Genomic DNA, 23,520 nt, shown 5'->3' with positions numbered 1-23,520 from the left:
GTTTCCATGAATCGAGACGCACTTGTGTGGTGCCTGGTTGCGGTGGCGGCGACAGCCGTTGTCGCCGTCGTGGCACTCGTCGCCCGCAACCGAGCGCTGGGGGCGAAGAAGGAACACAACGAGGCCGAACTGAGGCACCAGCTGCTCACGACGGACAGTCACCTGCACGGGACCCGAGCCGAGTTGCAGAGGTTCCGCGAGGAGCAGGACGCCACGCTCCGCGCGGCCAAGGACGCGGCGGAGGAGAACACCAAGGCCGTCCTCAAGGGTGCCGCCAGCCTCCTGCAGAGCCTCGCGGCCGAACAGACGACGCTTCTGGACGGCATCCAGCGCAAGTACGGCGGACACGCGGTCCTCAGCGACCTGTTGGACGTCAACCACGCCAACGCCCAGATGGCGCGCAAGGCCCAGGGCATCGCCGTGATGTGCGGTGCGCCGCTCGGCCGTCGCAACAGGCCCGCCAGCGTCTACGACGTGGTGCGCAGCGCCCAGGGGCAGATCCGCAACTTCCACCGGGTCGCCATCATGCAGCAGACCAGCCTCGCCCTGAAGGCGTACGCGGTCGCGCCCGTGGCCCTCGCCGTCGCGGAGCTGCTTGACAACGCTGCCAGCTTCTCGCAGCACGACGCACCGATCGAAGTGACGTTCCAGCGCGTCCAGAACAACCTGTGCATCGTCATCGACGACGCCGGCGTCAGCATGAACGACGAAGAGCGCCAGCGGGCGACCGCACTACTCTCCGGCGAGGTCGCGCCCCGCCTGTCCCAGCTCGGGACCCAGCCGAAGTTCGGCTTCCCGGTCATCGGCCTGATCGCGCGTCAGCACGGTTTCAGGGTCGACGTCACCGGAGTCTCCCGATACGGCGGCGTCAGGGCCGTCGTCCTCTTGCCCGAGGAGCTGTGGACCATGGAGGAGATACCGCCCGCCCCGGAGGCTCCGGTCAGTGACATCCGGCGCGTCGCCGAGAGCCGGCCCCAGGGCCCCGTGGCCCCGCAGATCCCGACCTCGCGCACGATGCACGGGCTGCCCAAGCGCGGGGCCCGCCAGGCGCCCATCGCCAGCGTCCCCGATCCCGACGCCACCTCCCCGGCGCCGCGGACCCCGGGGGAGACGGGCCGCACTTCCGGGCGCAGCCTGGGGGCCTTCCAGCGCGGCACGCTCTCCGGCCGCAACCTTGACGCCACCTCGTTCGAAGGGCCCGAAGAGGCATGACCTCAGACCTGTCGTGGATGCTCGAGGACATCGTGCACAACGTGCCCCGTGCACGGCACGCCGTCCTACTCTCCGCGGACGGCCTTCCTCGCGGCGCGACGGAAGGCCTGGCCGAGAAGGATGTGCGCACGATCTCCGCGGCCATGGCCGGGATGCAGTCGCTCAGCCGGGCCACGGCCCACTTCGCCGGGCCGGAGGAGGAGCGGCAGTGGAACCAGACGATCATCGAGTTCTCGCACGGCTGGAGCTTCCTGATCGGGGCGGGGCAGGGCTCCTACCTCGCCGCCGCTGCCGCGCCCGATGTGGACATGCAGCAGATCTCCTTCCGCATGCACCGCCTCGTCGCCCGACTGGGCAACAACCTCACCTCGCCGCCTCGGGTGAGCGCCGAGGACGCCGGAGGTCCGCGGGGCGGTGACCCCCGGCAGCAGGGCTCCGGCGACGCGGGATTCGTCCTGGGCGAGCTCGACCGGGTGATGTCCGAGGTCAAGGGAGCGCGCCACGCCGTGCTGCTGGGGTCGGACGGCCTGCCCCGCGGGGCGACCGAAGGGCTGAGCCGCGACCTCGCGGACACGATCTCCGCGGCCATGACGGGCATCCACGCCTACAGCCGGGTCACCTCCCAGTTCGCGGGGGTCACCGAGGACGCGCAGTGGCGTCAGACGGTCATCGAGTTCCAGCACGGCTGGATCTTCCTGATGGCGGCCGGCCCCGATGCCCTCCTGGCAGCCGCCGCCGAACACGACTGCGACATAGAACAGTTCACCACCCGTTTGCACGAGGTGGTTCCCAGACTGACTGCGGCGGCGACAACGGGGAAGGGGACAGGCCATGCCTGACGGGCCCGAACAGAATGAGGAGCTGGAACTGACATCATCGTTAGTTCCCCTCTTCGTGATCACCAACGGACGGGCGCTGCCCCCGGACCACGAGTACGAGCACACGACGCTCGTGACGGCGGCGGCGGACGGGGTCCAGGTCTCGGCGCGCACGCTGTCCCCGGAAGCGGGGCAGGTCCTGGACCTGGTCGCGAACGGGTTCCTGTCCGTGGCCGAGGTGGCGGGGCACACGCACCTGCCCCTGGGCATCGTCCGCATCCTGCTGGCGCAGTTGGAGGAGGACGGCCTCATCCTCACGAGGACACCGATACCGCGCGCCGAACGTGTCGACAGAGAACTGGTCAGCGCCGTGCTCGAGGGCCTGAAGAATCGATTCGGAGCGTAACGCGTGTACCTGGATCCAGATGTCTCCCACGCGGTGAAGATCCTCATAGTGGGCCACTTCGGGGTCGGCAAGACCACCTGCATCAGCAGTCTCTCCGAGATCGAGCCCCTGCGGACCGAGGAAGAGATCACCGAAGCCAGCGTGGGCTTCGATGACCTGTCGGGCACGCCCGACAAGAAGACCACCACCGTCGCCATGGACTTCGGCCGCCTCACCCTGAGCGACACCCTGGTGCTCTACCTCTTCGGAACGCCCGGCCAGGAGCGCTTCAAGGAGATGTGGGAAGAGCTCTCCCGGGGCGCTCTGGGCGCGCTGGTCCTCGTCGACCCGGAGCGGCTGCACGAGTCCTTCCCCGTCCTGGACCTCGTCGAACGTTTCGGCTTGACGTACGCCATCGCCGTGAACCACTTCGAGGGCACCACGCACTACCCGCTCGACGAGGTGCGCGAAGCCCTCAACCTCACTGCCGAGACCCCTGTCGTGGAGTGCGACGTACGGGACGAGAACTCCTCGGCGCAGGCCCTCATCGTCCTCGTGAAACACCTCATGTCCCAACTCGGCTAGGAGCGCAGGAATGCAACAGCCACTTGACCCGCAGGAGATACCTCCCGGCTGCCCCGCGCACGGGAACGTCCAGATGTACGGCCCCTCGTTCGGAGCCGACCCCGACGGCCACTACGCGCAGCTGCGTCCCTTCGGCCACAGCGCGCCCGTGGACATCGCCCCCGACGTCCAGGTCGAGCTGGTGACGAGCTACGACGCCGCCCTGTACGTCCTGCAGAACCCCGCCTCCTTCGTGCGCGACTCCCGCCGCTGGAACGCCCTCAACGAGGGCCGGGTCCCGGCGGACAGCCCGGCACTGCCGATGATGGGCTACCGGCCCAACGCGCTCTTCAGTGACGGTGCGGCACATGCCCGGCTGCGCCGGGCCGTCACCGACAGTCTGGCCACGGTCAACGAGCACCAGCTCATCCGGCAGACGCAGCAGTCCGCCAACTACCTGATCAGCCAGTTCAGTACGGACGTCCTGGGCCAGGCGGAGCTGATGGCCGAGTACGCCCAGCCGCTGCCCCTGCTGGTCTTCAGCGACCTGTTCGGCTGCCCGCCCGAGATCGGCGACCGCGTGATCGCCGGGATCAGCGGCATCTTCGAGGGGACTCCCGGGGCCGACGAGGTGCTCGGCGGGGCGCTCACCGAGCTGATCGCCCTCAAGCGGCGGCGCCCGACGGACGATCTGACGACGCGCCTGATGGAGCACTCGGCCCAGCTGAGCGACGAGGAGGTGCTGCACCAGCTGGTCACCCTGCTCTCCGGTGGCACCGCCCCGCTGGCCGCGGCCATCGGCACCAGTAGCGCCCTGTACCTCGGCGAGGACTGGCAGGTCGGCCTCCCGGTCGAGGACGCGGTCTCCCAGACCCTCTGGAACTACGCGCCGATCGCCAACTACGCGGCGCACTACCCGACTCACGACGTCGAGCTCGGCGGCCGGCTGATCCGGACCAACGACCCGGTCCTCGTCTCGTTCGCCGCGGCCAACACCGACCCGAAGCTGACCGACCACCGCGAACAGCTCAGCGCCAAGGCGCACTTGGCGTTCGGAGCGGGCCCGCACGCCTGCCCCGCCAAGGACCCGGCCTTCATGATGGCCGTGACCGCCGTCGAGACCCTGCTCAACCAGCTCCACGACGTCGAGTTGCGCGTCCCGTTCAAGTCGCTCACCTGGGCGCCGAGTCCGTGGAGCCGCTCGCTGGTCACCCTCCCGATCCGCTTCACCCCGAGGGCCGTTCCCCAGACGTCCGGGCAGGCCAGGTCGGCCGGATCGAGTGCGGGCCAGGTGCCCCAGCAGCAGGCGGCCGCCGTCCCGCTCTCCCCCGCCGGACCCTCGCGCACGAACGGCGGCGTCGCGCCGCAGCCCAAGGGCGGCCTGTTCAGTCGCTTCCTGTCCTGGACCAGGGGCGAATGAGGAAGGTGTGATTCAACTTACTCCATGAGTACCCAGCGGTAGTGGATGCCCCAATGATCATGCGGGTATGCATGGCGGCTGGTTCTCAGAAAGGAGCCGCCATCATGGGCGTTGCCACCACCCCGACGTGTGACCGCCGGGCGTCCGCCTCCCTCTTCTCCCGTCTGCGGACGGCCGGAGGGCAGGCCGACCCCTTCCCGATCTACGCCGAGTTCCACGCGCGCGGCGAGGTGGTGCCCGCCCCCTGGGGCGGCTTCGCCGTCACGGGCTTCGCCGCCTGTGACCAAGTGCTGCGCAGCAGACAATGGCTGGAGCCGGACAGACAGTGGCGGGAGCGGCAAGGGCCCGGGACGCGCTGGAACGCACCCTCCTCGCGCGAGATGGGCCACACCCTCGCCGCACTCAACCCGCCGGACCACACCAAGGTGCGGCGGGCGGCGGGCACCTTCGACCGGGGCACCGTGGAGCGCATCGGCCACAGTGTGAAACGGAACGCGGATCAGTTGCTCGACGCCTTCACGGAGCGAATACGCACCGGCGAGGCGGACTTCTCGGAGCTCGTCTGCGAGGAGCTGCCGGTCGCCACCATCGGTGAGTGGCTCGGACTCCCGCGGGCCGACTGGGCCAGGCTCCGGGAGTTGACGCACGATCAGGTGTTCACCCAGGAGTTGCTGCCCTCGGCCAGTCAACTGGCCCTGTCCGACGCGGCCACGGCCGAACTCCGCACGTACTTCATGGACCTGGTGCGCGACCGGCGCTCCCGCCCCGGGGGCGACCCCGTCACCCGGTGGATCCAGACCTGGGACGCGATCGAGCCCGACCGGGACAAGGCCGACGAGGCCGTCTACCTCCTGGTGCTGTTCGTCCTGCTGGCCGCCCTGGAAACCACCGCGACCCTCCTCTCGACGATGACGCTCCGACTCGTCGAGAGCCCGGACCGCTGGGCCATGGTCGCCGACAACCCCGACCTCGTGCCCGGATTCGTGGAGGAGACGCTCCGCTACGACCCGCCCACCCACGTGATCAGCAGGGTCGCCTCGCAGGACTCCGTGCTGGGGGGCTTAGAGATCCGCCGCGACGACATGGTCCACCTCATGGTCGGAGCGGCGCACAGGGACCCGGCCCGACACCGCGATCCGGACCGGTTCGACCCCGAACGCGCCCCCGACCACCTCGCGTTCAGCGGCGGCATCCACTACTGCCTCGGCGCGCCGCTGGCCCGCATCGAGGCCCAGACCCTCCTCCACCAGCTGGTCCGGCGCCTGCCGCGCCTCACCCTCGTACGCCCCCCGTCGATGGCGCCGCGCGTGGCGTTCCGGCGACTCCTGAACCTGGACGTTGCACTCGCATGACCGAATCGATCTCCGCCCCCGCCTGCGCCCCCGCCTACCCTCTCGTCCTCGCCCGGACCGCCCCCAAGGCGATACGCACCGAGCAGGACGGCCCCGTACTGCATGTGCGCCTCAACCCCTGGGGACAGGAGGACACCTTGGACGCCGCGGTCCTCGACGAGCTCATCACCCTGCTCGACGACCTCCACGAGAGACCCGACGTCCGTATCCTGACGCTGTCGTCACTGGGTACGGACTTCTGCCTGGGCGCCGACCGCAACGAGTACCAGGAGGCCATGGCCGCCGATCCGTCCGGATCGGGCCTGCGGCGCATCGCCGACAAGGCGCACCGCCTGTGCCAGGCCCTGGAGAACACCCACGCGGTCACCATCGCCCGGCTGCACGGGCGGGTCATCGGCGCGGGCCTCGCCCTCGCCTCCTTCTGCGATCTGCGCGCCGGCGCCGACACCAGCCGCTTCCGCATGCCGGAGGTCGGCATAGGGCTGCCGCCGGCGTGGGGCGGGGCGATGGGACGCCTGGTCTCCGAGGCCGGCACCGCCAGGATTCGCGAGCTCATGCTCACCTGCGAGGTCTTCGACGCCGATACGGCCCACCGGATGGGCCTGCTCCACCGGACCGCCCCGCTCGACCAGTTGGACAAGGTGATCGATTCCTGGACCAGGCCCCTCGTGCGGCGCTCGCCCGAGGCGCTCGTCCTGACCAAGCGGATGCTGGCCGGCTACGCGCGGGCGGACAGGACGGCGGACGTCTCCCTGCTCGACTCCCACCTCCTGACAGCCGCCCTCCACCAACACACACACGGCTGACCCCCGCCCCCGACGCGAACATCCGACCGCCCACGGGCCACCGGGGCGCGGGGCGGCCGGGATGATGGAGGGACACCCAGCACACCGCCTACGAGGAGTTCTCATGTCCGGAAGCCTCCGGGGCCTCACGCCGGAGCATGCCGCCCGGCTTGCCTTGTTGGTCGACGAATGCAAGCCGTTGCTGGACCGGGACGCGGGTATGGAAGGCGTCCAGCGGCTGCTGCGGGACCTCGGAGTCGGGGTGATGGACTCGATCACCGTCACCCGGGAAGTGCTGGGAGCCGGGTCGGGGGGCCTCGCAGAGGCCAAGGACATCGTGCTGTCCAGCGCTGCGCGGAGCACCGGACCGGCGGCGCATCAGCAACCCGCTGATGTGGCGGAGCGGGCGAAGGACGTTGTCGACGGCCTTCTCCACTCCGTCCCGGCCCCAGGGGCCACCAGGCTCGTCGCCATCGACGGAGCCGGAGGGTCGGGCAAGAGCACGTTGGCTGCGGCCGTGGCCGGAGAACTCGACGGCTCCGTCGTCGTGCACGTGGACGACTTCTACCGGCCCATGCCCGACCGCGAGCGGGAGCAGCTCGACGCGGAGCAGGGCTACCACCGCTACTTCGACTGGGGGCGGCTCCGGGACCAGGTCCTCGTCCCGCTGCGGGATCAGGGCCGGGCCGCCCGCTATCAGAGGTACGACTGGACCACCGGACGGCTCGGAGCATGGTGCGAGATCGCTCCCGGAGGCGTGGTGATCGTGGAAGGGGTCTACGCCGCACGACCGGAGCTGGTCCCCTACTACCACTTCACCGTCTACGTCGACACCCCGCGCAGCACCTGCCTGCAGCGCGTGCGGGCGCGCGGGGAGAACCCCGAGGAGTGGATCCGGCGTTGGCGCGACGCGGAGGACCACTACCTGCGCACCACATGGCCGCAGACCAGGGCCACGCTGCTTGTCAGGGGCTACTGATGCGCGGAGGATGCACGATCGCCCTGGCGCCGGTTCACCCGTGTGGCCCGATTCGGCCCGTGGGGCCCGGGTAGGGGAAGGGCCGTCCTTCCCCATCAATCCGGAGGCATCCGTGCCCGACATGAACGGCCCCTACAAGCCCGGTACTCCCTGTTGGATCGATCTGATGGTCCCCGACCAGCAGGCGGCGCTCGACTTCTACTGCGACCTCTTCGGCTGGCAGGGCGAGATCGGTCCGGCCGAGACCGGCGGGTACTCGGTCTGCACGCTCAAGGGCAAGCCGGTCGCCGGGATCATGAAGGCGATGAACCCCGACGGGACGCTGCCCGACCCGATGCCGCCGACCGTGTGGACGACGTACCTGTCCACCGACGGGATCGACGCCACCCTCAAGTCGGTCACCGACGCGGGCGGCAACGTCATGATGGGCCCGATGGACGTCATGGACCTCGGGCGGATGGCCGTCCTCGCCGACCCGACCGGCGCTGTCGTCGGGCTGTGGCAGCCCGGTTCCTTCGACGGGGCGGGCATCGTCAACGAGCACGGCGCGCTGATCTGGAGCGAGCTCAGCACCGGTGACACCGACGCGGCCGCCGCGTTCTACTCGGCCGTGCTGCCGATCAGCCCGGCCGCTTCGCAGATGCCGGGCGCCGAGGGCTACGTCGAGTTCAAGGTCGCCGGTCGCGCGGTCGCCGGGATGATGGACCTCGCGAGCATGCCTGCCGGGGTTCCGCCGCACTGGCAGCCGTACTTCCACGTCGACGACGTCGACAGCGTCCAGGCGGCGGCGGTCCGGGCCGGCGGCAGCGTCATGGCCCCGGCCTTCGACATGGCGGCGGGCCGGATGGCCGTCCTCGCCGACCCGCAGGGCGGAGTCTTCTCGGTGATCACGGCATCCGCACCGGAACAGCCCGCATAGTCCCCCGGCTGCCGCCCGCATACCGTTCGGCCGTCTCCGCGTCCTCCTTGTGGACTTCGCGGGGGCGGCCGCCGGGTCCCGGCGGTTTGGTGGGTGGGGGGAATCTCAATACGATCCGGCGATGATCACTAGAAAATGGGTGGCGGCCGGCGCATGCGGTCTGCTGGTCACCCTGGCCGCCGGGTTGTTCCCGGCAAGTGCCGTCGCCGGCGAGCCGGTGGCGAAGGAAGCGCCCAAGGTCGAGTTGGTGCTCGACGTCAGCGGCTCGATGCGGGCGCAGGACATAGACGGGCAGTCCCGGATGTCCGCCGCGAAGCAGGCGTTCAACGAGGTACTGGACGCCGTGCCCGATGAAGTGCGGCTCGGGATAAGGACCCTTGGCGCCAATTACCCCGGCGACGACAAGAACCTCGGCTGCAAGGACACCAAGCAGCTGTATCCGGTCGGCCCGTTGAACCGTACCGAGGCCAAGACGGCCGTGGCCACGCTCGCTCCCACCGGGTGGACCCCGATCGGGCCGGCCCTGCTCGGGGCCGCCGACGACCTCAAGGGCGGGGACGCCACCCGGCGGATCGTGCTCATCACCGACGGCGAGGACACCTGCGCACCGCTCGACCCGTGCGAGGTCGCCCGGGACATCGCGGCCAAGGGGATCCACCTGGTCATCGACACCCTCGGGCTGGTGCCCGACGCGAAGACCCGTAACCAGCTGATCTGCATCGCCGAGGCCACCGGCGGTACGTACACCTCGGTGCAGCACACCGCCGAACTCTCGGGCAGAGTACGTCAGTTGGTGGATCGCGCAGCCACTCCGGTGGTCAATCCGGTGGCCACCGAGGGCGCCAAGCAGTGCGAGGGGGCCCCGGAGCTGAAGCCGGGCCTCTACAGCGACCGCGAGACCTTCGGGGAGCACCGCTGGTACCGGGTGGGCGTCAAGCCCGGCCAGGAGTTGCGGGCTTCGGTGAGCATCGGCTCCGACCGTGCGGTCAACAACGACTACGGGATCCTGCTGCGCGCGACGACGCGGAGCGGGCGGGAGATCGTACGCGGCCAGGAAGCCGGTGACGGGCGGACCGACCTGATCTCGTCCGGGCTGCGCTATCCCAAGCGGGCGGCGAGCGGGGACGAGGACGAGCAGCAGCCGGAGACCGTGTGCCTGCAGATCAGCAATTCCTTCTCGGCGCCCCCCTCGGTCAAGACCACCCCGGGCATGCCCGTGGAGCTGACCATCGACGTGGTGGACGGCCCCGACGAGGCGAGCGACGCGGCCGCCTTCGGCCTCGGGCGCGGCTGGTGGCTGCTCGGCGTGCTCGTGCTCACCGGCTTCCTCGCCGGTCTGGTGTGGGGCTGGGTCTCCCGCTGGCGCATCGCGGTCTGGAGGACCAACTGATGAGTGACACCACCCGATACGCGCGGATCACGCGCACCGTGCGACGCGCGGCCACCGTCGGACTGCTGGTGGGCGGCGGGCTGCTCGGTGTGGCGGCATCGCCGTCTCCCTCGGCGAGCCCGAGCGGGGACCCGAAGGCGCCGACCGAGGCCGGCACCGCCTTCCGTACCGCCACGCCCGTGAAGTTGGGCCAGGAGGCCACGGCCGAGGCCTCCACCGGCGACTACCTGTACTGGGTCCTCCCCCTGGACGCGGGTCAACGCCCCACCGTCCAGGCTTCGGTCACGCTGCCCGCCGCGGCCGGCCGGCACGCCTCCTCCACGTGGCAGCTCGACGTCTACGACGGCCTGCGCCGCCGCCAGCCCTGCACGTACGGCACGCAGACCGGTACGGCGGCCAAGGACGCCGCCACCGTCGAGCTCTCCTGCACCCTGCGCCCGGTCCACTCGGGCGCCGACCAGTGGAGCAACGACCCGCTGCCGGGGGCCTATTACATCCGGCTCACGGTCACCGACCTCGCGCCGGAGGACCTCGGTCAGCCGGTACGGGCCCGCCTGCGGGCCGAGGCCAAGGACGTCGGCGGCGCCTACGCGGCCGACAACGCGCTGGCCAAGCCGCTCGTCCCCGGCTCCGGAACGGCCTCCGGCATAGCGCCGGACGGCGGCTGGTCCGGCGGCTGGTGGTCCGACCGCTGGCTCTGGACGGCGGCCGGCGGACTGCTCGCCGCGCTCGCCGGCATCGGGGGCTACCGCCTGACCCGGGGCGCGGGCCGTCCCGGACGAGGGGTACCGCCCACCGGCTGAGCCCACACCGTCCGAACCCGGACCCCGGGTGCCGGGCTGACCAGCCCCGCACCCGGGAATCCGTGCAAACACCATGCTTCGGAGCCGTTGCCTCCCCCCGGCTCCGCCGAGATGATGCGCCCCAGAACACACTTGGGGGGACGGCATGGACAACGGCGAAACCCGGGGAGACCAGTACGACGACGAGTCGGAGGACTACGTCGGCTACTGGCAGGGACGCGACTACGAACACGCCGCGGAGATAGCCGCGGTCAAGCGGCTGATCGGGCAGGGCGGCGCCCGGTACGGACTCGTCTGCGAAGTGGGCGGCGGATTCGGAAGGTTGAGCCCGGTCCTCAAGGAGTACGCCGACCGGGTCATGATGTTCGACCCCAGCGCCAAGCACGTCGGCATCGCCCAACGACTCCTCGCCGACCAACCCGGCGTCACGGCCCACCTCATGCGCCCAGGCCAGATCCCGCTGGCCGACGGGGAGGCCGATCTCGTCTCCATGATCCGCGTCATGCACCATCTCCCCGACCCCGGCCCGACCCTGCGCGAGATCGCGCGCGTGCTCAAGCCCGGCGCCCTCGCCCTGATCGAGGTGGCCAACTCGGCGCACATGCTCAACAAGTTGCGCTACGCCAAGCGACTGCGCACGGTGCCGCGCCAGCCCGTGGACATCCGCTCCGCCGAGAAGGTGGCCGAAGGCAGCATTCCCTTCGTCAACCACCATCCGGACACCGTCGTGGAGCAGTTCGCGGCCGCCGGGCTGCGCGTCGAGGAGAAGCTGTCCGTGTCGAACATGCGCAGTGGACGGCTCAAGCAGAGCGTGGGCGAGGAGCGGCTGCTGGCCGTCGAGCAGCGCATCCAGAGCCCGTTGGCCGCTCTGAACTTCGGGCCCAGCCTCTTCTTCCTGCTGCGGCGCGGGGGCGCCCGCGCCTAGGCCGAGGTATCCGGGGGCGGGGTCCTGAACGTGGCGGTGCCCCGCCCCGGCAGCAGACGCTGCCAGCCGTCCGGGAGTTCGGAGCTGTCCGCGAAGGACACGTCCGTGAACTCCGCGGCCTCCGTGAAGTCGGCCTGCTCGAAGGTGACTCCGGCCGCGAAGACCGCGTTCGTGAACACGGCCGACGCGGCGAAGGTGGCGAGGGCGAAGGAGGTGCGGCCCTCGAAGCGGGCCCCGTCGAAGAGCGCCTCGCTCCCCCAGACGGTGGACTCGAAGGAGGCGGGCCCCTGGAAGGCGGTCCGGTCCCAGGTGCTGCGGTCGTGGAACACCGTGCGGGCGAAGCCGGACACCCCCCGGACCCTCATCCGGCTCATGACCGCCTCCCCCCACACCTCGGCCCGGGCCATGTCGAGTCCGCGGGCGAACATCGTGTCGGCGAACCCCGCGCTGCCCCCGAAGTCGACCCTGTCGAAGCGTGCTTCGCGGTCGAATGTGCTCCCGTCGAAGGCTCCGTCGCGGCGGAAGACGGCCCGTCCGAAAGAGACGGCCCCCTTGAACCTGGAGGCTTCGAAGCTCGCCCGGCCGTCGAACAGGGCCCGGTCGAAGGAGAGGCGGCCTTCGAACTCGGCCCCCGCCGTGTTCCAGCCGTCGACGAACCGTGCGCGGTCGAAGGCCGCGGGGCCCGTCCGGACGTGGCCCGTCAGCGGGTCCCGCAGGTGGCTCAGCACCCGTTCGAGGAGGCCGCCGGCGAAGGGGGTGCCCCGCAGGTCCACCGGGGATCCGGGCCGCAGCCCTCCCAGGTATGCGGACTGTTCGGTGTCCGTCGCATGGGCCAGGCACCAGCGGCCGCTCGGCAGCCGGATGCCGATGCAGCCCGCCGGATCGGCCGCGCCGCCCGGGTACCCGCACCGCGGCCAGTCGACACCCGGATCCTCGATCCTCAGCTCGGCGTCGGACAGCGCCCGCGCCACCTCGTCGGGTCCGTCGAGGCAGATCCAGCCCGGCTCACCCGTCTGCGCCCCCGGCTCCGCCTCCAGCCGCTCGACCTCGAGGTGTTCCATGCCGCTGACCGCGCGCAGCGACTCGCCCTGCATCACGATGATGGACCCGATCGCGCCCGTCCGCCTCAGCCGCTCCGTGGCCGTCCGGTGGCCGGCCAGGCGCAGCGCTTCGTCCACCGCGCGCCCTTGCGCCTCCTGCCCGTCGACCCTGAGCTCCCCTCTCGCGAGAGCCACCGCCAGGGAGACGTCCCATTCGCCGGAACCCCCGCGCAGTCGCGACAGCGCCCCCGGCAACTCGGCCAGCAGCCGTCCGGCCTTCCCCAGGGCTCCAGCCCCCGGCAGCATCACGAGTACGGCGCCGCCGTCCGCGGCACCGACCCTCCCGGTCACTGCGGTCACTCCGCTGTCCGCCTGCGCCCGTAGCAGGAGCTCGGTGAGCTCGGGCTGCAACGGCCGCCCCTTGGGCGCCATCGCCACCTCGGCCCGTACCGCCAGGCAGATCCCGCGTTCGTCCTCCCGCGCCCGGGCATGGGCCGCCATGACCTCCCGGAATCCGGTCTGTTCGAGCAGGGCCTGCCCGGACAGGAACACCATCCGGTCCGGCCATACGGTGTGCACGATGCCCGCCAGCCGCCCGTCCCGGGAGACCGGGGCGCCGACGTAGTGGGTCCAGGCTCCGGGTTCGTCGGAGAGCCGGACGAGCTCCCCGTTGCGCTCCCCCTCGTACGGGAGGACCTCGCCGGTCAGCGCGATCGGCTGCCCCTCGTCCGTACAGGCGTCGACCCGCAGTCGGACGGCCTCCACGGCGGCGTCGGCCCACTCCGGCGGCGACCAGGCCTGCGGGTCCACCAGGTCCTCGTCGGCCAGCAGCAGGAACACCGTGGGCGTGGCCTCGTCCCACCACACGGCCCGGCAGGGCAGTTCCCGGCCTCCGGTGCGGACCCACGCGATGGCACTGCGCCCGAGCCCGTCCCCGACGGCGAGCACCATGCGGGGCGACAGCAGCACCCCCACCACCTGCGGTTCCCTCGTCGGCTCGAACCGGACCCGCACCACCCGGTCGGCCAGTCCCGGATCGGGGCGGGCCGCGGTGGCGAACGGCTGGGCCCCGTCCGGTAGTTCGCGGCGGCCCCGCAGTCCGTCGGTGAGGCGGATCGCCGTGAAATCGGGGCCGGTGCCGCGGTGCCGGGACATGTACTCCCAGACCCGCCGCCGCACCAGCTCCCGTACGGCGGCCACGTCCCCGCGCAGCTGCGATCCGAGCAGGGCTTCCCGTACGCCGGGCAGGAACTCGAACTCCGTCTGATCCGCTACCTGTTCGGCCCCCCAGGGCGCGAACAGCCCTCCCAGCGCCACCTCCGCGAGATGGCTGTGCTCGGAGTCCCGCAGCAGGGAGCGGCGTACGAGGGTCATCACGGGCAGCGTCAGCGGTACGGCGGCCAGGTGGGCGGCGAGGCGCTGGGCGGTCGGGGAGGCGTTCGCGCGGAAGCGTTCCACCGCCTCCAGGGGGTCCGGGAAGGGCTTCTCGGGTCCGGGGCTCTCGTACGGGGCCTCGTGCGCGGGCTCCGCGTCCAGGCGCAGGCAGGCGAGGCGCCGCCAGCGGCCGTCGCCGGACACCACGCGCACCAGCCGGGCCAGGCTCCCCGAGGCGATGCCGACCACCGGGACCACCGCCCCGCCGCCGCGGGCCCGCCGGACCAGGGGGACGCGCTGCCAGGAGCGGGTGGCGGCCGCGGGCCGGTCGGCGCGGACCGCGAAGGGGACCGGGCGAACGGCTCCGCGGGTCCAGAGCCGCTCGGGCAGGACGTTGAGCACGGCCACGGCGTTGTGCGTGGACCATTGCCGGAGCAGGCCGCGCAGGGGGGCTTCGCGCCAGCCGCCGGCCACGGTGTCGGAGAGGACGAGGATCAGCCGGCGGCCCGCCGGGTCGGCCAGTTCCATGGGGTTGCGGGGAGCGGTGGCGCGGCCGCGCGTGACCATGGGGGTACCGCCGGGGCCGGTGCCGGTGAGCTGCCAGGTCCGTACGTCGCGGAAGACCCCGCTGCGCGTGAGGACCCCGCGGACCTCCTCCACCAGGTCGGACCAGAGCAGCATCGAGTGGTGGGTGTCGACGACCAGGGCCACGTCCAGCCAGCGGCTCTCGGCGGGGCGCAGGACCGGGGTGATGACCATCCGCTCGATGCTGCGTTCCACGGTGAGCTGCTCGTCCAACTCCTCTCCCGGGCCTCCGATGTTGCGGCGGCCGACGGGGCGCAGGGAACGCATCAGGGCGAGCGGGTCGTCGAGGGAGGCGGCGCGCGGCAGCCTCAGCGGCGTACCGCGGCGCCGGGGCGGTGCGGGGGCGTCGCCCGGGGTCTTGCCCTCCCCGTGGAGCGGATCAGCGGGACCGGCGGGATGGTCGGGATCGGCGGGATCGGCCGGGCCGGGGCGCGGACCGGGCGCCGGGAAGAACTGGGCGGCGGGCTCCGCCCCCGTGCGGGCGGCGCCGGGCAAGTCACCAACGGGTCCTGCCGGTTCGGGTTCGAGGTTCGGCTCCGGCGGCGCCGCGGCCGGCCCGGCGGCCGGGGGGCGGGGCTGCGCCGCGTCCACCCGGGTCGCCAGCCACAGGATGTCGGCGATCTCCTCCGCCCCCGCTCCGGGGCGCGGGCCGCCGTCCTCGGCGCCTTCGGCGAAGGCGGCGAGGAGCCTCTCGATCACGCCGAGGGCCCGGTGAGGTGGTGCATGACGGTGGCGAGGAACCGGTCGCGGTCGCCGGGGGCGGACCAGGCGCCGGCCAGGCGGAGTTGGATGGCGTTGAGGAGCTGGTCGGTGGCCAGGTCACCGTCGTCGGCGCGTTCGAGGAAGCTGGTGACGAGTTCGCGGTACTCGTCGCTGTGCTCGATGTCCACGCCGAGCCGCCCGCGCACGATGCGGGCGAGTTTGTCGAGTCCGGGCGGTTCCAGGTGGAGCCGGACGCAGCGGCGCAGGAAGGCGGGCGGGAAATCGCGTTCGCCGTTGCTGGTGAGGACCACGATGGGGAAGTACCGGCACTGGACGCGGCCTTCGGCGATCCGGACGGCGGCGTCGGGGTCGTCGTCGGTGCCGATGGCGACGGTCGGGTCCTCCTTCGCGAGCCGGGCGAGTTCGGGGATCACGAAGCCGCCGTCCTCGAAGACGGTGAGGAGGTCGCCGGGGAGGTCGATGTCGCTCTTGTCGATCTCGTCGACGAGCAGGACGCGCGGCCGGTCCTGCGGCAGCAGGGCCGTGCCGAGCGGGCCGAGGCGCAGGTAACGGGCGATGGACGGACCGCCTGCGGCGGCGCCCGGGGTGCGCAGCTGTTCCAGTCCGGCCTCCTGGAGGCGGCCGATCGCGTCGTACAGGTAGAGCCCGTCGCGCAGGACGGTCCGGCTGGTGACCGGCCAGTGCAGTACGGGGCCCAGGTCCAGGTCCGAGGCGATGCTGTAGGCGAGCGTGGACTTGCCGACGCCGGGCTTGCCGGTGATCAGGAGCGGCCTGCGCAGGTGCAGGGCCGTGTTGACCACGTCCTTCTCGATCTCGTCGGGTACGTAGCCCTCGCCCCGCCGCCAGGTGCGGTCCCAGGCGGGGCCCGAGCAGCCGGGGGGCGTGTATCCGGGGTCCGGGGTGCCGGTGAAATCCCGCCAGGGTGGTGGCGGTCCGGCTTCCAGCCTGGTCCGACGCTCGGCGGCCTCGCCGGTCCCGTGGTACAGCCACCAGTCCTTCACCACTGCCTGTGCCTCCATCTTCGGATGTCGCGGTCTGTCGTCGGGATCGGTGTCGGGGTCGATGTCGGGGTCGATGTCGGGATGGGTTCAGGCCAGGGGCCGCAGGGCGAGCGTGTCGTCGGGATCGTCCCACAAGAGAACCAACCGGTCTGCCCCTGCCGCCTGTTGTCGACTGGCGTGGGGGGCGCCCGCGCCCGCTCCGACGGCCGCCCGGCGCACCTCCCGTACGCGCGCCGGCAGTGCGCGCACGTCGAGTGCGCCGGGGTCGGGGCGTCCGCCCGCGTCGACCGGCGCGAGCAGGGCGAGGAGATCGGACGGAATGAGAAGACCGGCCGGACCGGTGGGACCGGGTGCGGCGGCGGGACCGGGCGGAGCGGCGGGACCGGGCTGAGCGGGCGGTCCGCCCGCACGCCGCCACACCGCCACCGGCACCCCGCCCTCCAGCGCCGCTTCCACGACCGCGCCCGTCCGCGCCCCGGACGGCGTGTGGGCCAGTACGCACGCGGGCGCGGGCCCCGCCCCCAGCTCCAGGCCGAGGCCGTCGTGGACGTCCGCGTCGTTCACCACCCGGACCGCCTCCGGGTGCCGTCCGCCCTGGGCCCACAGCCAGCGCCATTTGGTCCGCCACTCCCTGCCGGTGTCCTCGCGCTCCTGCGGGCAGCGCACCACCACTTGGTAGACGAGCCCGAGGGCCCGGGTCCGCCCGCCGGGGCCGCGCGGGACCGGCCACTGGTCGAAGTCCAGGTCCAGCAGCTCGTACGGGACGTGGAACTCGATCCGCTCCACCGCGTCGGAGGCCGGCCCGCCCTCGGCGCCTCCGAGCAACACCCGGCCCACGCCGCCCAGTTGGCGTACGAGTTCGTCCCGTACGACATCCAGCCGGACCGGTTCGCCCTCCGACTCCCAGATGTGCTCGGCCGTATCGCGCCGCAGCCACATCCGGGCCAGGAATCCGTCCTCGCCGCCCGGCGGCGATTCCAGCCGTACGTGCAGGGCCGTTCGGCGCGGGGACGGGGGCGGGGGCCGCAGCGCGGGCAGGGCGAGGCGTTCGCGGGTGCCCTGGACCCAGTCGCGCAGCCGGGCCGCCCACCGTTCGTCGCCCGCGGCTCCCACGCCTTGCGCACCGCCTGAGGCGGCCCGTTCGCCGAGGAACCGTACGAAGGGCACCACGAGCGGCATCCCGCCCGGCCCGCCGTGGCGTTCGTCGAGGTCCAGGGCCACCTCCAGCAGGCTGTCGCCCGGCAGGCCGCCGTGGACCGGGGGTGCGCAGCCGGTGGCCCGGAACGCCCACAGGTAGGCCTCGTAGGAGCATCGCGGCAGGTCGCGGCCCTCGAAGAGTTCGCCGAGCCCGTCCCAGGCCGTCTGGTCCAGGCGGGCCGCGCGGGGCGGCGGCGCCACCCCGGGCAGGTCCGCGTCGAGGAAGGAGCAGGCGTCCCAGTCCCGGTCCACGACGAACTGCGGGAGCTGCCAGCCCTCGCCGCGCTCCCGCCGTTCGCGGAAGGTGTGGTGGATGGAGCGGGCCGTGTCGGCGAGTTCGGTGACGCCGTCGCGGACGGTGCGTTCGCCGAGCTCCGCGATGAGGGCCTCGGTGAAGAGGCCCGCGCCGCGTTCGGCGTCGTTCTGCGCGGCCTCGCCCTCGCGGGAGGCGTAGAGGCGGAACTGCCGGCGTCCGGGGACGGTGGCGCCGCCGCCGTAGTCGTTGGAGCCGAAGTTCCACCGGGTGTCGCGGGGCGCGTCGACCCGGCAGGCGTCGACCAGGGCCGCCTGGAGCGGGAACCGGCGGTGTTTGACGAGGTCGGTGCGCCACCAGCGCAGCGCGGAGTCGAGGTTGAGGTGGCGGATCTGGCCGGGGCTGGCGTCGGAGCAGGGCAGCATGAGTTCACCGCCGCGCGGCTCGATGTAGCCGTGCCCCGCCCAGAAGATCCAGAGCAGATCACCGTCACAGGCGGGCAGTTCGTCGAGGAGCACCGCCTTCACGTTCTCCTCGGTGGCCGGCCGGTGGGTGGCGCGCAGGGCCTCCAGCCCCGGGGAGGCCGACCAGTCGAGGGTGTCGGGGTCGTCGAGCGGGGACAGCAACAGCTTGACGTGGCCCGGCGGCACCTCCCCCGGCCCGGTCAGCCAGCGGGCGAACCGCAGGGCGTCGCGGGCCGGGCCGCGCAGGTTCCAGCGGTGGCTCACGGCATAGCTCTCGACCCCGGCGACGAGCGCGAAGGTGCGCCGTGGGCCGAGGGCGGGAGGCAGGAAGCCGGCGGGAATCACCCGATCTCCGCTTCGGCCACCGCCTGTTCGATGCGCGCGTAGAGCGAATCCTGTTTCCAGTAGGCGCTGTGGCAGGCGGGGAAGGGCTGGCGGCTGCCGATCTCGTGGTCGCTGACGCGCGGGTCGCCGGGGAAGACGGGCTCGGCGAGGTACGAGAGCACGTCCTGGCGGTCGTAGACGTTGAGCCAGCGCGGGAAGGCGTACGGGAGCTTCGTGCCCGGTGCGATCCCGGTCAGCGCGCCGAGTTCGTAGAGGAACGGTGCCTGCGAGCCGACGGTGACGAGCAGCGCGGCCCCCGGGACGGGTTCGCCGCGGGCGGCGGCGAGCGCGAGGAGGTCCACGAGGGCGATCCCGCCGAGGCTGTGGCCGATGAGCACGGTCGGGCCGGGCTCGGCGGTGATCCGCGCGAGCAGGAACGCGCGCAGGTCCGCGCCCCGGGCCTGGTAGCGGAGGATGTCGCCGAGGGCGGGGGTGGCGCCGACGGTGAGGGAGCCGCGCCAGGCATTGAGCAGGGGCTGGGTGCTCACGCGCATCGCGAGCCGCCCCAGCACCGCGGCGGCCCGGGCTCCGGGGACCCGGGTGTCGCCGCCGAGCCGGGTGGTGAGCAGCTCGACCAGGCGGTCGCGTTCGGCCCCGGTGCAGTCGGCCTCGGCTCCGGCGGATGCGAGCGCGGCGGCGGTCACCGCGCGGGCCAGGGCGGTGGCCAGCTCGCCGGCCTGGGGCTGCTCGGTGGCGCGGGCTCCGGCGCGGGCGGCCTCGGCCGAGCCCGCGACGGCCTCCAGCGCGGCGGGGAACCCGGCGGCGAGCCCGGTGCCGAGCAGCAGCGCGGCCTGCTCACCGCCGCCGGGCACCGCGGGCGCTCCGGGTGCTCCGGCACCCTCCGCCCCCTCCGCCCCATCGGCCAGGTCGGCCAGGTCGGCCAGGTCGGCCAGCAGCTCCAGCACCCGGACCCCGGCGGACCGGACGCCGGGCATGGCGAAGCCGTCGTCCCCGTACCCGTCCTCGCCCCCGGCGGCGGCGGTGTCCCAGCCCGCTTCGGCCAGCACCCGCAGCTCGCACAGCGGGTCGGCGATCAGCAGCCCCCACTCGGCGGTCCCGTCGTCCCCTTCCCCGGGGGCCCCGCCGGAGAGGCGCAGCCCGGGTACGGAGCGGCCGTGGGCGCTGAGGGTGGCGCCGAAGCGTTCCCCCCAGAAGCAGGAGTCGACGGCCGCGTCGGGAAACCGTTCGGTCAGCCGGTCCCGGACCAGCGCGAAGAGCGTGTCGTGCCGCTCGCGCCGCACCCCCGTGCCGTGCACAAACAGAAATCGCATCGCGGCTCCGCCCCCCTCGCACCGTCGTCCCCCGCCCGGCACCATAGCGCCGCGCGGCGAACGGGGCCTTCGGAACGGCGAGTTCGGACCGTGCGCACCCGGGAACGGGGCCGGCCGGAAGCGGTGCCATGCGGCCGGAAGCGGGCCCTGTTCGGCGCGTACCCACACCTATCAATCACCTGTCACATGTGAAATATTACTCGCGCTTCGATCCGAACCCCCGGAAAGGTCCGTCACGTTGCGCAGACTCGCTGCGGTGGGAGCGGCGATATCCCTCGCCCTCCTCGCCGCCACCGCCACCACCCCCGCGCTCGCCGCCACCGCACCCCCGCCCCCTCCCCCCGCCGGGCAGCAACAGAGCGGGCAGCAGGAGGCTCCCGCCCCGCCGCCCGCACCCCTGGAGGTCCAGCGCCAGGCCCTGCGCCGCCAAGCCCTCGAAGACGTCGCTTCGGGGCGGCCCGACGGCCTTCGGGCCGAGGCCGACGGGACGCTGCCGCGCCAGGCCAAGATCGGGAAGCGGTACGTCGAACTGGCCCAGGAGCGCAAGGACAAGGTCTTCGTGATCCTCGCCGAATTCGGCGACCAGGTGGACAACACCACCGAGTTCGAGGGCAAGCCGCGCTTCGGCGGCACCCCCGGCCCGCTGCACAACACCATCGGCAAGCCGGCCAAGGACGACAACCACACCTTGTGGCGCAAGGACTTCGACCAGGCCTCCTACCAGAAGCAGTTCTTCTCCGCCGACCCGCAGTCGGCCTCCCTGCGCGCCTACTACAACCTCCAGTCCTCCGGTCGCTACGACATGGACGGCACGGTGAGCGCCTGGGTCAAGCTTCCCTGGAACGAAGCCCGTTACGGCACCGACCACTGCTCCGAGCCGGGCCAGTGCCAGACCAACTGGGACATGATCCGGGATGCCACGGCCGCCTGGTACGACTCCGAGCGCGCGCAGGGCCGTACGCCCGAGCAGATCAGGGCGGAGCTCGCCGAGTACGACGTCTGGGACCGCTACGACGCCGACCACGACGGCAACTTCGACGAGCCGGACGGCTATCTCGACCACCTCGTCGTGGTCCACGCGGGCAAGGACCAGACCTGGGGCGGCGGCGCCCAGGGCAAGGACGCCGTATGGGCGCACCGCTGGTTCGCGTACTGGAACCAGGCCGGCAGCACGGGCCCCGCGGGCAACAAGGCGGGCGGCACGCCGATCGGCGACACCGGCATCTGGGCCGGCGACTACCTGACGGGCGGCGAGAACAGCGGCGCGGGCCTGTTCTCGCACGAGTTCGGGCACGATCTGGGACTGCCCGACCTGTACAGCTCGGACGGGGACAACGGCGTCAACTTCTGGTCGCTGATGTCCTCGGCCTCCTATCTCGGCAAGGGCCCCAACACCACCGGCCAGTTCCCCGGCGACCTCGACCCGTGGAGCAAGCTGCAGCTGGGCTGGCTCCAGTACACGGAGGCCGACGCGGGCCGCACCACGCGGGCCACTCTCGGGGTGTCGGGCTACAACACCGAGGATCCGCAAGCCCTGTTGGTGCACCTGCCGCCTTCGGTGACCACGACCGAGCTGAGCGATCCGTACGAGGGCGCCAGCCAGTGGTGGAGCGGCACGGGCGACTTCATGGACAACACCCTGAGCCGCACCGTCGACCTCACGACGGCTCCGGCGGACGGGGCCCGGCTCGACGCCCGGGTGTGGTACGACATCGAGCAGGACTTCGACTTCCTGACGGTGGAGGCCTCCTCGGACGGCGGCGTCACCTGGAGCGCCCTGCCGGGCACCGTGGACGGCGCGGCGACCGGCGCGAAGGGGATCACCGGAACCTCGGCGGGCTGGAAGCAGCTGTCGGTGCCGCTGGACCGGTTCGCGGGCAAGAGCGTGCAGCTGCGGCTGCGCGTCACCTCCGACAGCAACACCCACGGCAAGGGCGTTGCCTTTGACGACATCCGGGTCACCGCGGGCGGCCGGGAGCTGCTGCGCGACGGCGCGGAGCAGGGGGCGAACGGCTGGACGGCGGTCAAGTGGTCGCGCACGCAGGGCCGTACGGGCAGCGAGGAGCACCCGCGCGCGTACTTCGTGGAGAACCGGCGCTACACCGGCTACGGCAGCCTACTGAAGACGGGCCCGTACAACTTCGGCTTCACGGGCGACAAGGTGGAGTTCTTCCCGTACCAGCAGGGCGTGTTGATCTGGCTCTGGGACACCGCGTACAGCGACAACACCACCAAGGCGCATCCGGGCGGCGGGCTGCTGCTGCCGGTCGACTCCCGGCCCGAACCGCTCACTTACACGGACGGCACCCTGCTGGGCGCCCGTGCGCAGACCTTCGACGCCACCTTCTCGCTCCGCGCGAGCGACCGGGTCGTCCTGCACAAGGCGGGGGTACCGGTGGTGATTCCGGCGCGGCCGGGGGTGGCGGTCTTCGACGACCGCCACGGGTCCTACTGGGACGCGCGGTTGCCGCAGCTCGGGGTCAAGGTGCCGGACACCGGGACCCGGATCGCGGTGGCGAAGGAGGCCGCGGGCGGGACGGTGACGACGGTGCAGGTCAGCCCGTCGAAGCCGTGAACTCGCCCAGCTGAGCACGCGGGTTGAGGGATGCGTACTCCAGCGGTGCGGACGGGTCGATGGTGAGCTCGTAGGGGGCGGGTTCCACGCCCGCCCGCACCAGGAGGTCCCCGATGGCGGCGATCATCGCCCCGTTGTCGGTGCACAGCGTCATCGGGGGCACCCGCAGCTCGATCCCGGCGGAGGCGCAGCGCCGCTCCGCGAGCTCCCGTACGCGGGAGTTCGCGGCCACCCCGCCGACCACCACCAGGGTCTTGACCCCGTACTCCTTGCAGGCCGCGACCGCCTTGCGGGTCAGCACGTCGGCCACCGCCTCCTGGAGGGAGGCCGCGCCGTCGGCGACCGGCGGCTCCTCGCCGCGCAGCCGGTGGCTCTCGGCCCAGCGGGCGGCGGCCGTCTTCAGCCCCGAGAAGGAGAAGGAGTAGGCGTACGGGTCCTGCGTGCGCGGCCCGCCGGTCAGCGGGCGGGGGAAGGGGACGGCCCCGGGGTTGCCGCCCCGGGCGGCGCGGTCGATGGCCGGGCCTCCGGGGTAGGGCAGGCCCAGCACGCGGGCGACTTTGTCGAAGCATTCGCCCGCGGCGTCGTCGAGGGTGTCCCCGAGGTGCAGGATCGGCTCGCGCACGAGGTCCCGTACGAGGAGCAGCGAGGTGTGGCCGCCGGAGACGATCAGCACCATGCAGGGCTCGGGCAGCGGGCCGTGCTCCAGGGTGTCGGCGGCGACGTGGCCGGCGAGGTGGTGGACGCCGTAGAGCGGCAGACCGAGCGCGTAGGCGAGGGTCTTGGCGCCGGCCAGGCCGACCTGGAGGGCGCCGGAGAGGCCGGGGCCGGTGGTCACGGCGATCGCGTCGAGCTGGTCGGGACGGAGCCCGGCCCGGTCGAGGGCCCGGCGGACGACCGGATTGAAGGAGTGCAGGTGGGCGCGGGCGGCGATCTCGGGGACGACGCCGCCGAAGCGGGCGTGCTCGTCCATGCTGGTGGCGACCACGTGCGCGAGGAGGCGGCCGTCCTGCACGATGCCCGCGCCGGTCTCGTCGCACGAGGACTCGATGCCGAGCACCACCGGGGATCCCATCGCGCCGCCACCTTCACCCTTATTGCGAC

The 23,520-nt window shown here is 72.4% G+C and carries 18 protein-coding genes; 13 read left to right on the top strand and 5 right to left on the bottom strand.

Features of this window, described 5'->3' with window-relative positions:
- The first annotated feature begins 6 nt into the window (after positions 1–6).
- From OG490_RS29475 to OG490_RS29420, 12 genes are all read left to right on the top strand, one after another.
- Complete coding sequence (locus OG490_RS29475) at positions 7–1,212, top strand: ATP-binding protein (protein ID WP_330299296.1); 1,206 nt, start codon at positions 7–9, stop codon at positions 1,210–1,212.
- Complete coding sequence (locus OG490_RS29470) at positions 1,209–2,051, top strand: roadblock/LC7 domain-containing protein (RefSeq protein WP_330299295.1); 843 nt, start codon at positions 1,209–1,211, stop codon at positions 2,049–2,051. The genes OG490_RS29475 and OG490_RS29470 overlap by 4 nt, the downstream gene beginning before the upstream one ends.
- Complete coding sequence (locus OG490_RS29465; RefSeq protein WP_330299294.1) at positions 2,044–2,436, top strand: DUF742 domain-containing protein; 393 nt, start codon at positions 2,044–2,046, stop codon at positions 2,434–2,436. The genes OG490_RS29470 and OG490_RS29465 overlap by 8 nt, the downstream gene beginning before the upstream one ends.
- 3 nt (positions 2,437–2,439) lie before the next feature.
- A complete protein-coding gene (locus OG490_RS29460) occupies positions 2,440–3,000 on the top strand; it encodes a GTP-binding protein (RefSeq protein ID WP_330299293.1) in 561 nt (186 codons plus the stop codon).
- 10 nt (positions 3,001–3,010) lie between these two features.
- Positions 3,011–4,399: a cytochrome P450 gene (locus OG490_RS29455; protein ID WP_330299292.1), complete on the top strand. Its 1,389-nt coding sequence runs from the start codon at positions 3,011–3,013 to the stop codon at positions 4,397–4,399.
- Positions 4,400–4,503: 104 nt separating this feature from the next.
- Entirely contained in the window at positions 4,504–5,751 is a 1,248-nt protein-coding gene (locus tag OG490_RS29450; protein ID WP_330299291.1) for a cytochrome P450, read from the top strand.
- Entirely contained in the window at positions 5,748–6,557 is an 810-nt protein-coding gene (locus OG490_RS29445) for an enoyl-CoA hydratase/isomerase family protein (RefSeq protein WP_330299290.1), read from the top strand. The genes OG490_RS29450 and OG490_RS29445 overlap by 4 nt, the downstream gene beginning before the upstream one ends.
- Positions 6,558–6,660: 103 nt before the next feature.
- Complete coding sequence (locus OG490_RS29440) at positions 6,661–7,515, top strand: uridine kinase family protein (protein ID WP_330299289.1); 855 nt, start codon at positions 6,661–6,663, stop codon at positions 7,513–7,515.
- Positions 7,516–7,636: 121 nt separating this feature from the next.
- Positions 7,637–8,434, top strand: a complete 798-nt coding sequence (locus OG490_RS29435) for a VOC family protein (RefSeq protein WP_330301119.1) — start codon at positions 7,637–7,639, stop codon at positions 8,432–8,434.
- A gap of 121 nt (positions 8,435–8,555) precedes the next feature.
- Positions 8,556–9,824 (top strand): VWA domain-containing protein, encoded by a 1,269-nt coding sequence (locus OG490_RS29430; RefSeq protein ID WP_330299288.1) that lies wholly within the window; start codon positions 8,556–8,558, stop codon positions 9,822–9,824.
- Positions 9,824–10,627: a hypothetical protein gene (locus OG490_RS29425; protein ID WP_330299287.1), complete on the top strand. Its 804-nt coding sequence runs from the start codon at positions 9,824–9,826 to the stop codon at positions 10,625–10,627. The genes OG490_RS29430 and OG490_RS29425 overlap by 1 nt, the downstream gene beginning before the upstream one ends.
- A 145-nt stretch (positions 10,628–10,772) precedes the next feature.
- The gene (locus OG490_RS29420; RefSeq protein ID WP_330299286.1) at positions 10,773–11,552 is read left to right on the top strand and encodes a methyltransferase domain-containing protein; all 780 of its coding nucleotides are present in this window, start codon (positions 10,773–10,775) and stop codon (positions 11,550–11,552) included.
- On the opposite strand, the gene OG490_RS29415 is transcribed toward OG490_RS29420, so the two are convergent.
- The 4 genes from OG490_RS29415 to OG490_RS29400 all read right to left on the bottom strand — a co-directional run bounded on the left by OG490_RS29415 (position 11,549) and on the right by OG490_RS29400 (position 19,844).
- The gene (locus OG490_RS29415) at positions 11,549–15,250 is read right to left on the bottom strand and encodes a pentapeptide repeat-containing protein (RefSeq protein WP_330299285.1); all 3,702 of its coding nucleotides are present in this window, start codon (positions 15,248–15,250) and stop codon (positions 11,549–11,551) included. The two genes, OG490_RS29420 and OG490_RS29415, sit on opposite strands and share 4 nt — an antisense overlap.
- Positions 15,247–16,293, bottom strand: a complete 1,047-nt coding sequence (locus OG490_RS29410; protein ID WP_330299284.1) for an AAA family ATPase — start codon at positions 16,291–16,293, stop codon at positions 15,247–15,249. Before OG490_RS29410 ends, OG490_RS29415 begins: the two co-directional genes overlap by 4 nt.
- Positions 16,294–16,362: 69 nt before the next feature.
- Complete coding sequence (locus OG490_RS29405; protein WP_330299283.1) at positions 16,363–18,534, bottom strand: VMAP-C domain-containing protein; 2,172 nt, start codon at positions 18,532–18,534, stop codon at positions 16,363–16,365.
- On the bottom strand, positions 18,531–19,844 hold the full coding sequence (locus tag OG490_RS29400) for a hypothetical protein (RefSeq protein ID WP_330299282.1): 1,314 nt from the start codon (positions 19,842–19,844) through the stop codon (positions 18,531–18,533). Before OG490_RS29400 ends, OG490_RS29405 begins: the two co-directional genes overlap by 4 nt.
- A 238-nt stretch (positions 19,845–20,082) precedes the next feature.
- Between OG490_RS29400 and OG490_RS29395 the strand changes: the two genes are divergently transcribed.
- On the top strand, positions 20,083–22,419 hold the full coding sequence (locus OG490_RS29395; RefSeq protein WP_330299281.1) for an immune inhibitor A domain-containing protein: 2,337 nt from the start codon (positions 20,083–20,085) through the stop codon (positions 22,417–22,419).
- Here OG490_RS29395 and tsaD read toward each other — a convergent pair.
- The gene (gene tsaD, locus OG490_RS29390) at positions 22,400–23,491 is read right to left on the bottom strand and encodes a tRNA (adenosine(37)-N6)-threonylcarbamoyltransferase complex transferase subunit TsaD (RefSeq protein WP_330299280.1); all 1,092 of its coding nucleotides are present in this window, start codon (positions 23,489–23,491) and stop codon (positions 22,400–22,402) included. The genes OG490_RS29395 and tsaD overlap by 20 nt on opposite strands.
- Positions 23,492–23,520: the final 29 nt, after the last annotated feature.

The sequence above is a fragment of the Streptomyces sp. NBC_00503 genome (assembly GCF_036346895.1).
Classification (GTDB): Bacteria; Actinomycetota; Actinomycetes; order Streptomycetales; family Streptomycetaceae; genus Streptomyces.
This window is presented reverse-complemented; position numbering and strand designations above follow the sequence as displayed.

Excerpts from the sequence above, each read along its gene's own strand:
- OG490_RS29455 (WP_330299292.1), top strand. The coding sequence starts at position 3,011 with ATGCAACAGCCACTTGACCCGCAGGAGATACCTCCCGGCTGCCCCGCG.
- OG490_RS29435 (WP_330301119.1), top strand. The coding sequence starts at position 7,637 with ATGAACGGCCCCTACAAGCCCGGTACTCCCTGTTGGATCGATCTGATG.
- OG490_RS29425 (WP_330299287.1), top strand. The coding sequence starts at position 9,824 with ATGAGTGACACCACCCGATACGCGCGGATCACGCGCACCGTGCGACGC.
- OG490_RS29420 (WP_330299286.1), top strand. The coding sequence starts at position 10,773 with ATGGACAACGGCGAAACCCGGGGAGACCAGTACGACGACGAGTCGGAG.
- tsaD (WP_330299280.1), bottom strand. The coding sequence starts at position 23,491 with ATGGGATCCCCGGTGGTGCTCGGCATCGAGTCCTCGTGCGACGAGACC.
- OG490_RS29465 (WP_330299294.1), top strand. The coding sequence starts at position 2,044 with ATGCCTGACGGGCCCGAACAGAATGAGGAGCTGGAACTGACATCATCG.
- OG490_RS29400 (WP_330299282.1), bottom strand. The coding sequence starts at position 19,844 with ATGCGATTTCTGTTTGTGCACGGCACGGGGGTGCGGCGCGAGCGGCAC.
- OG490_RS29440 (WP_330299289.1), top strand. The coding sequence starts at position 6,661 with ATGTCCGGAAGCCTCCGGGGCCTCACGCCGGAGCATGCCGCCCGGCTT.
- OG490_RS29475 (WP_330299296.1), top strand. The coding sequence starts at position 7 with ATGAATCGAGACGCACTTGTGTGGTGCCTGGTTGCGGTGGCGGCGACA.
- OG490_RS29430 (WP_330299288.1), top strand. The coding sequence starts at position 8,556 with ATGATCACTAGAAAATGGGTGGCGGCCGGCGCATGCGGTCTGCTGGTC.
- OG490_RS29410 (WP_330299284.1), bottom strand. The coding sequence starts at position 16,293 with ATGGAGGCACAGGCAGTGGTGAAGGACTGGTGGCTGTACCACGGGACC.
- OG490_RS29445 (WP_330299290.1), top strand. The coding sequence starts at position 5,748 with ATGACCGAATCGATCTCCGCCCCCGCCTGCGCCCCCGCCTACCCTCTC.
- OG490_RS29450 (WP_330299291.1), top strand. The coding sequence starts at position 4,504 with ATGGGCGTTGCCACCACCCCGACGTGTGACCGCCGGGCGTCCGCCTCC.
- OG490_RS29470 (WP_330299295.1), top strand. The coding sequence starts at position 1,209 with ATGACCTCAGACCTGTCGTGGATGCTCGAGGACATCGTGCACAACGTG.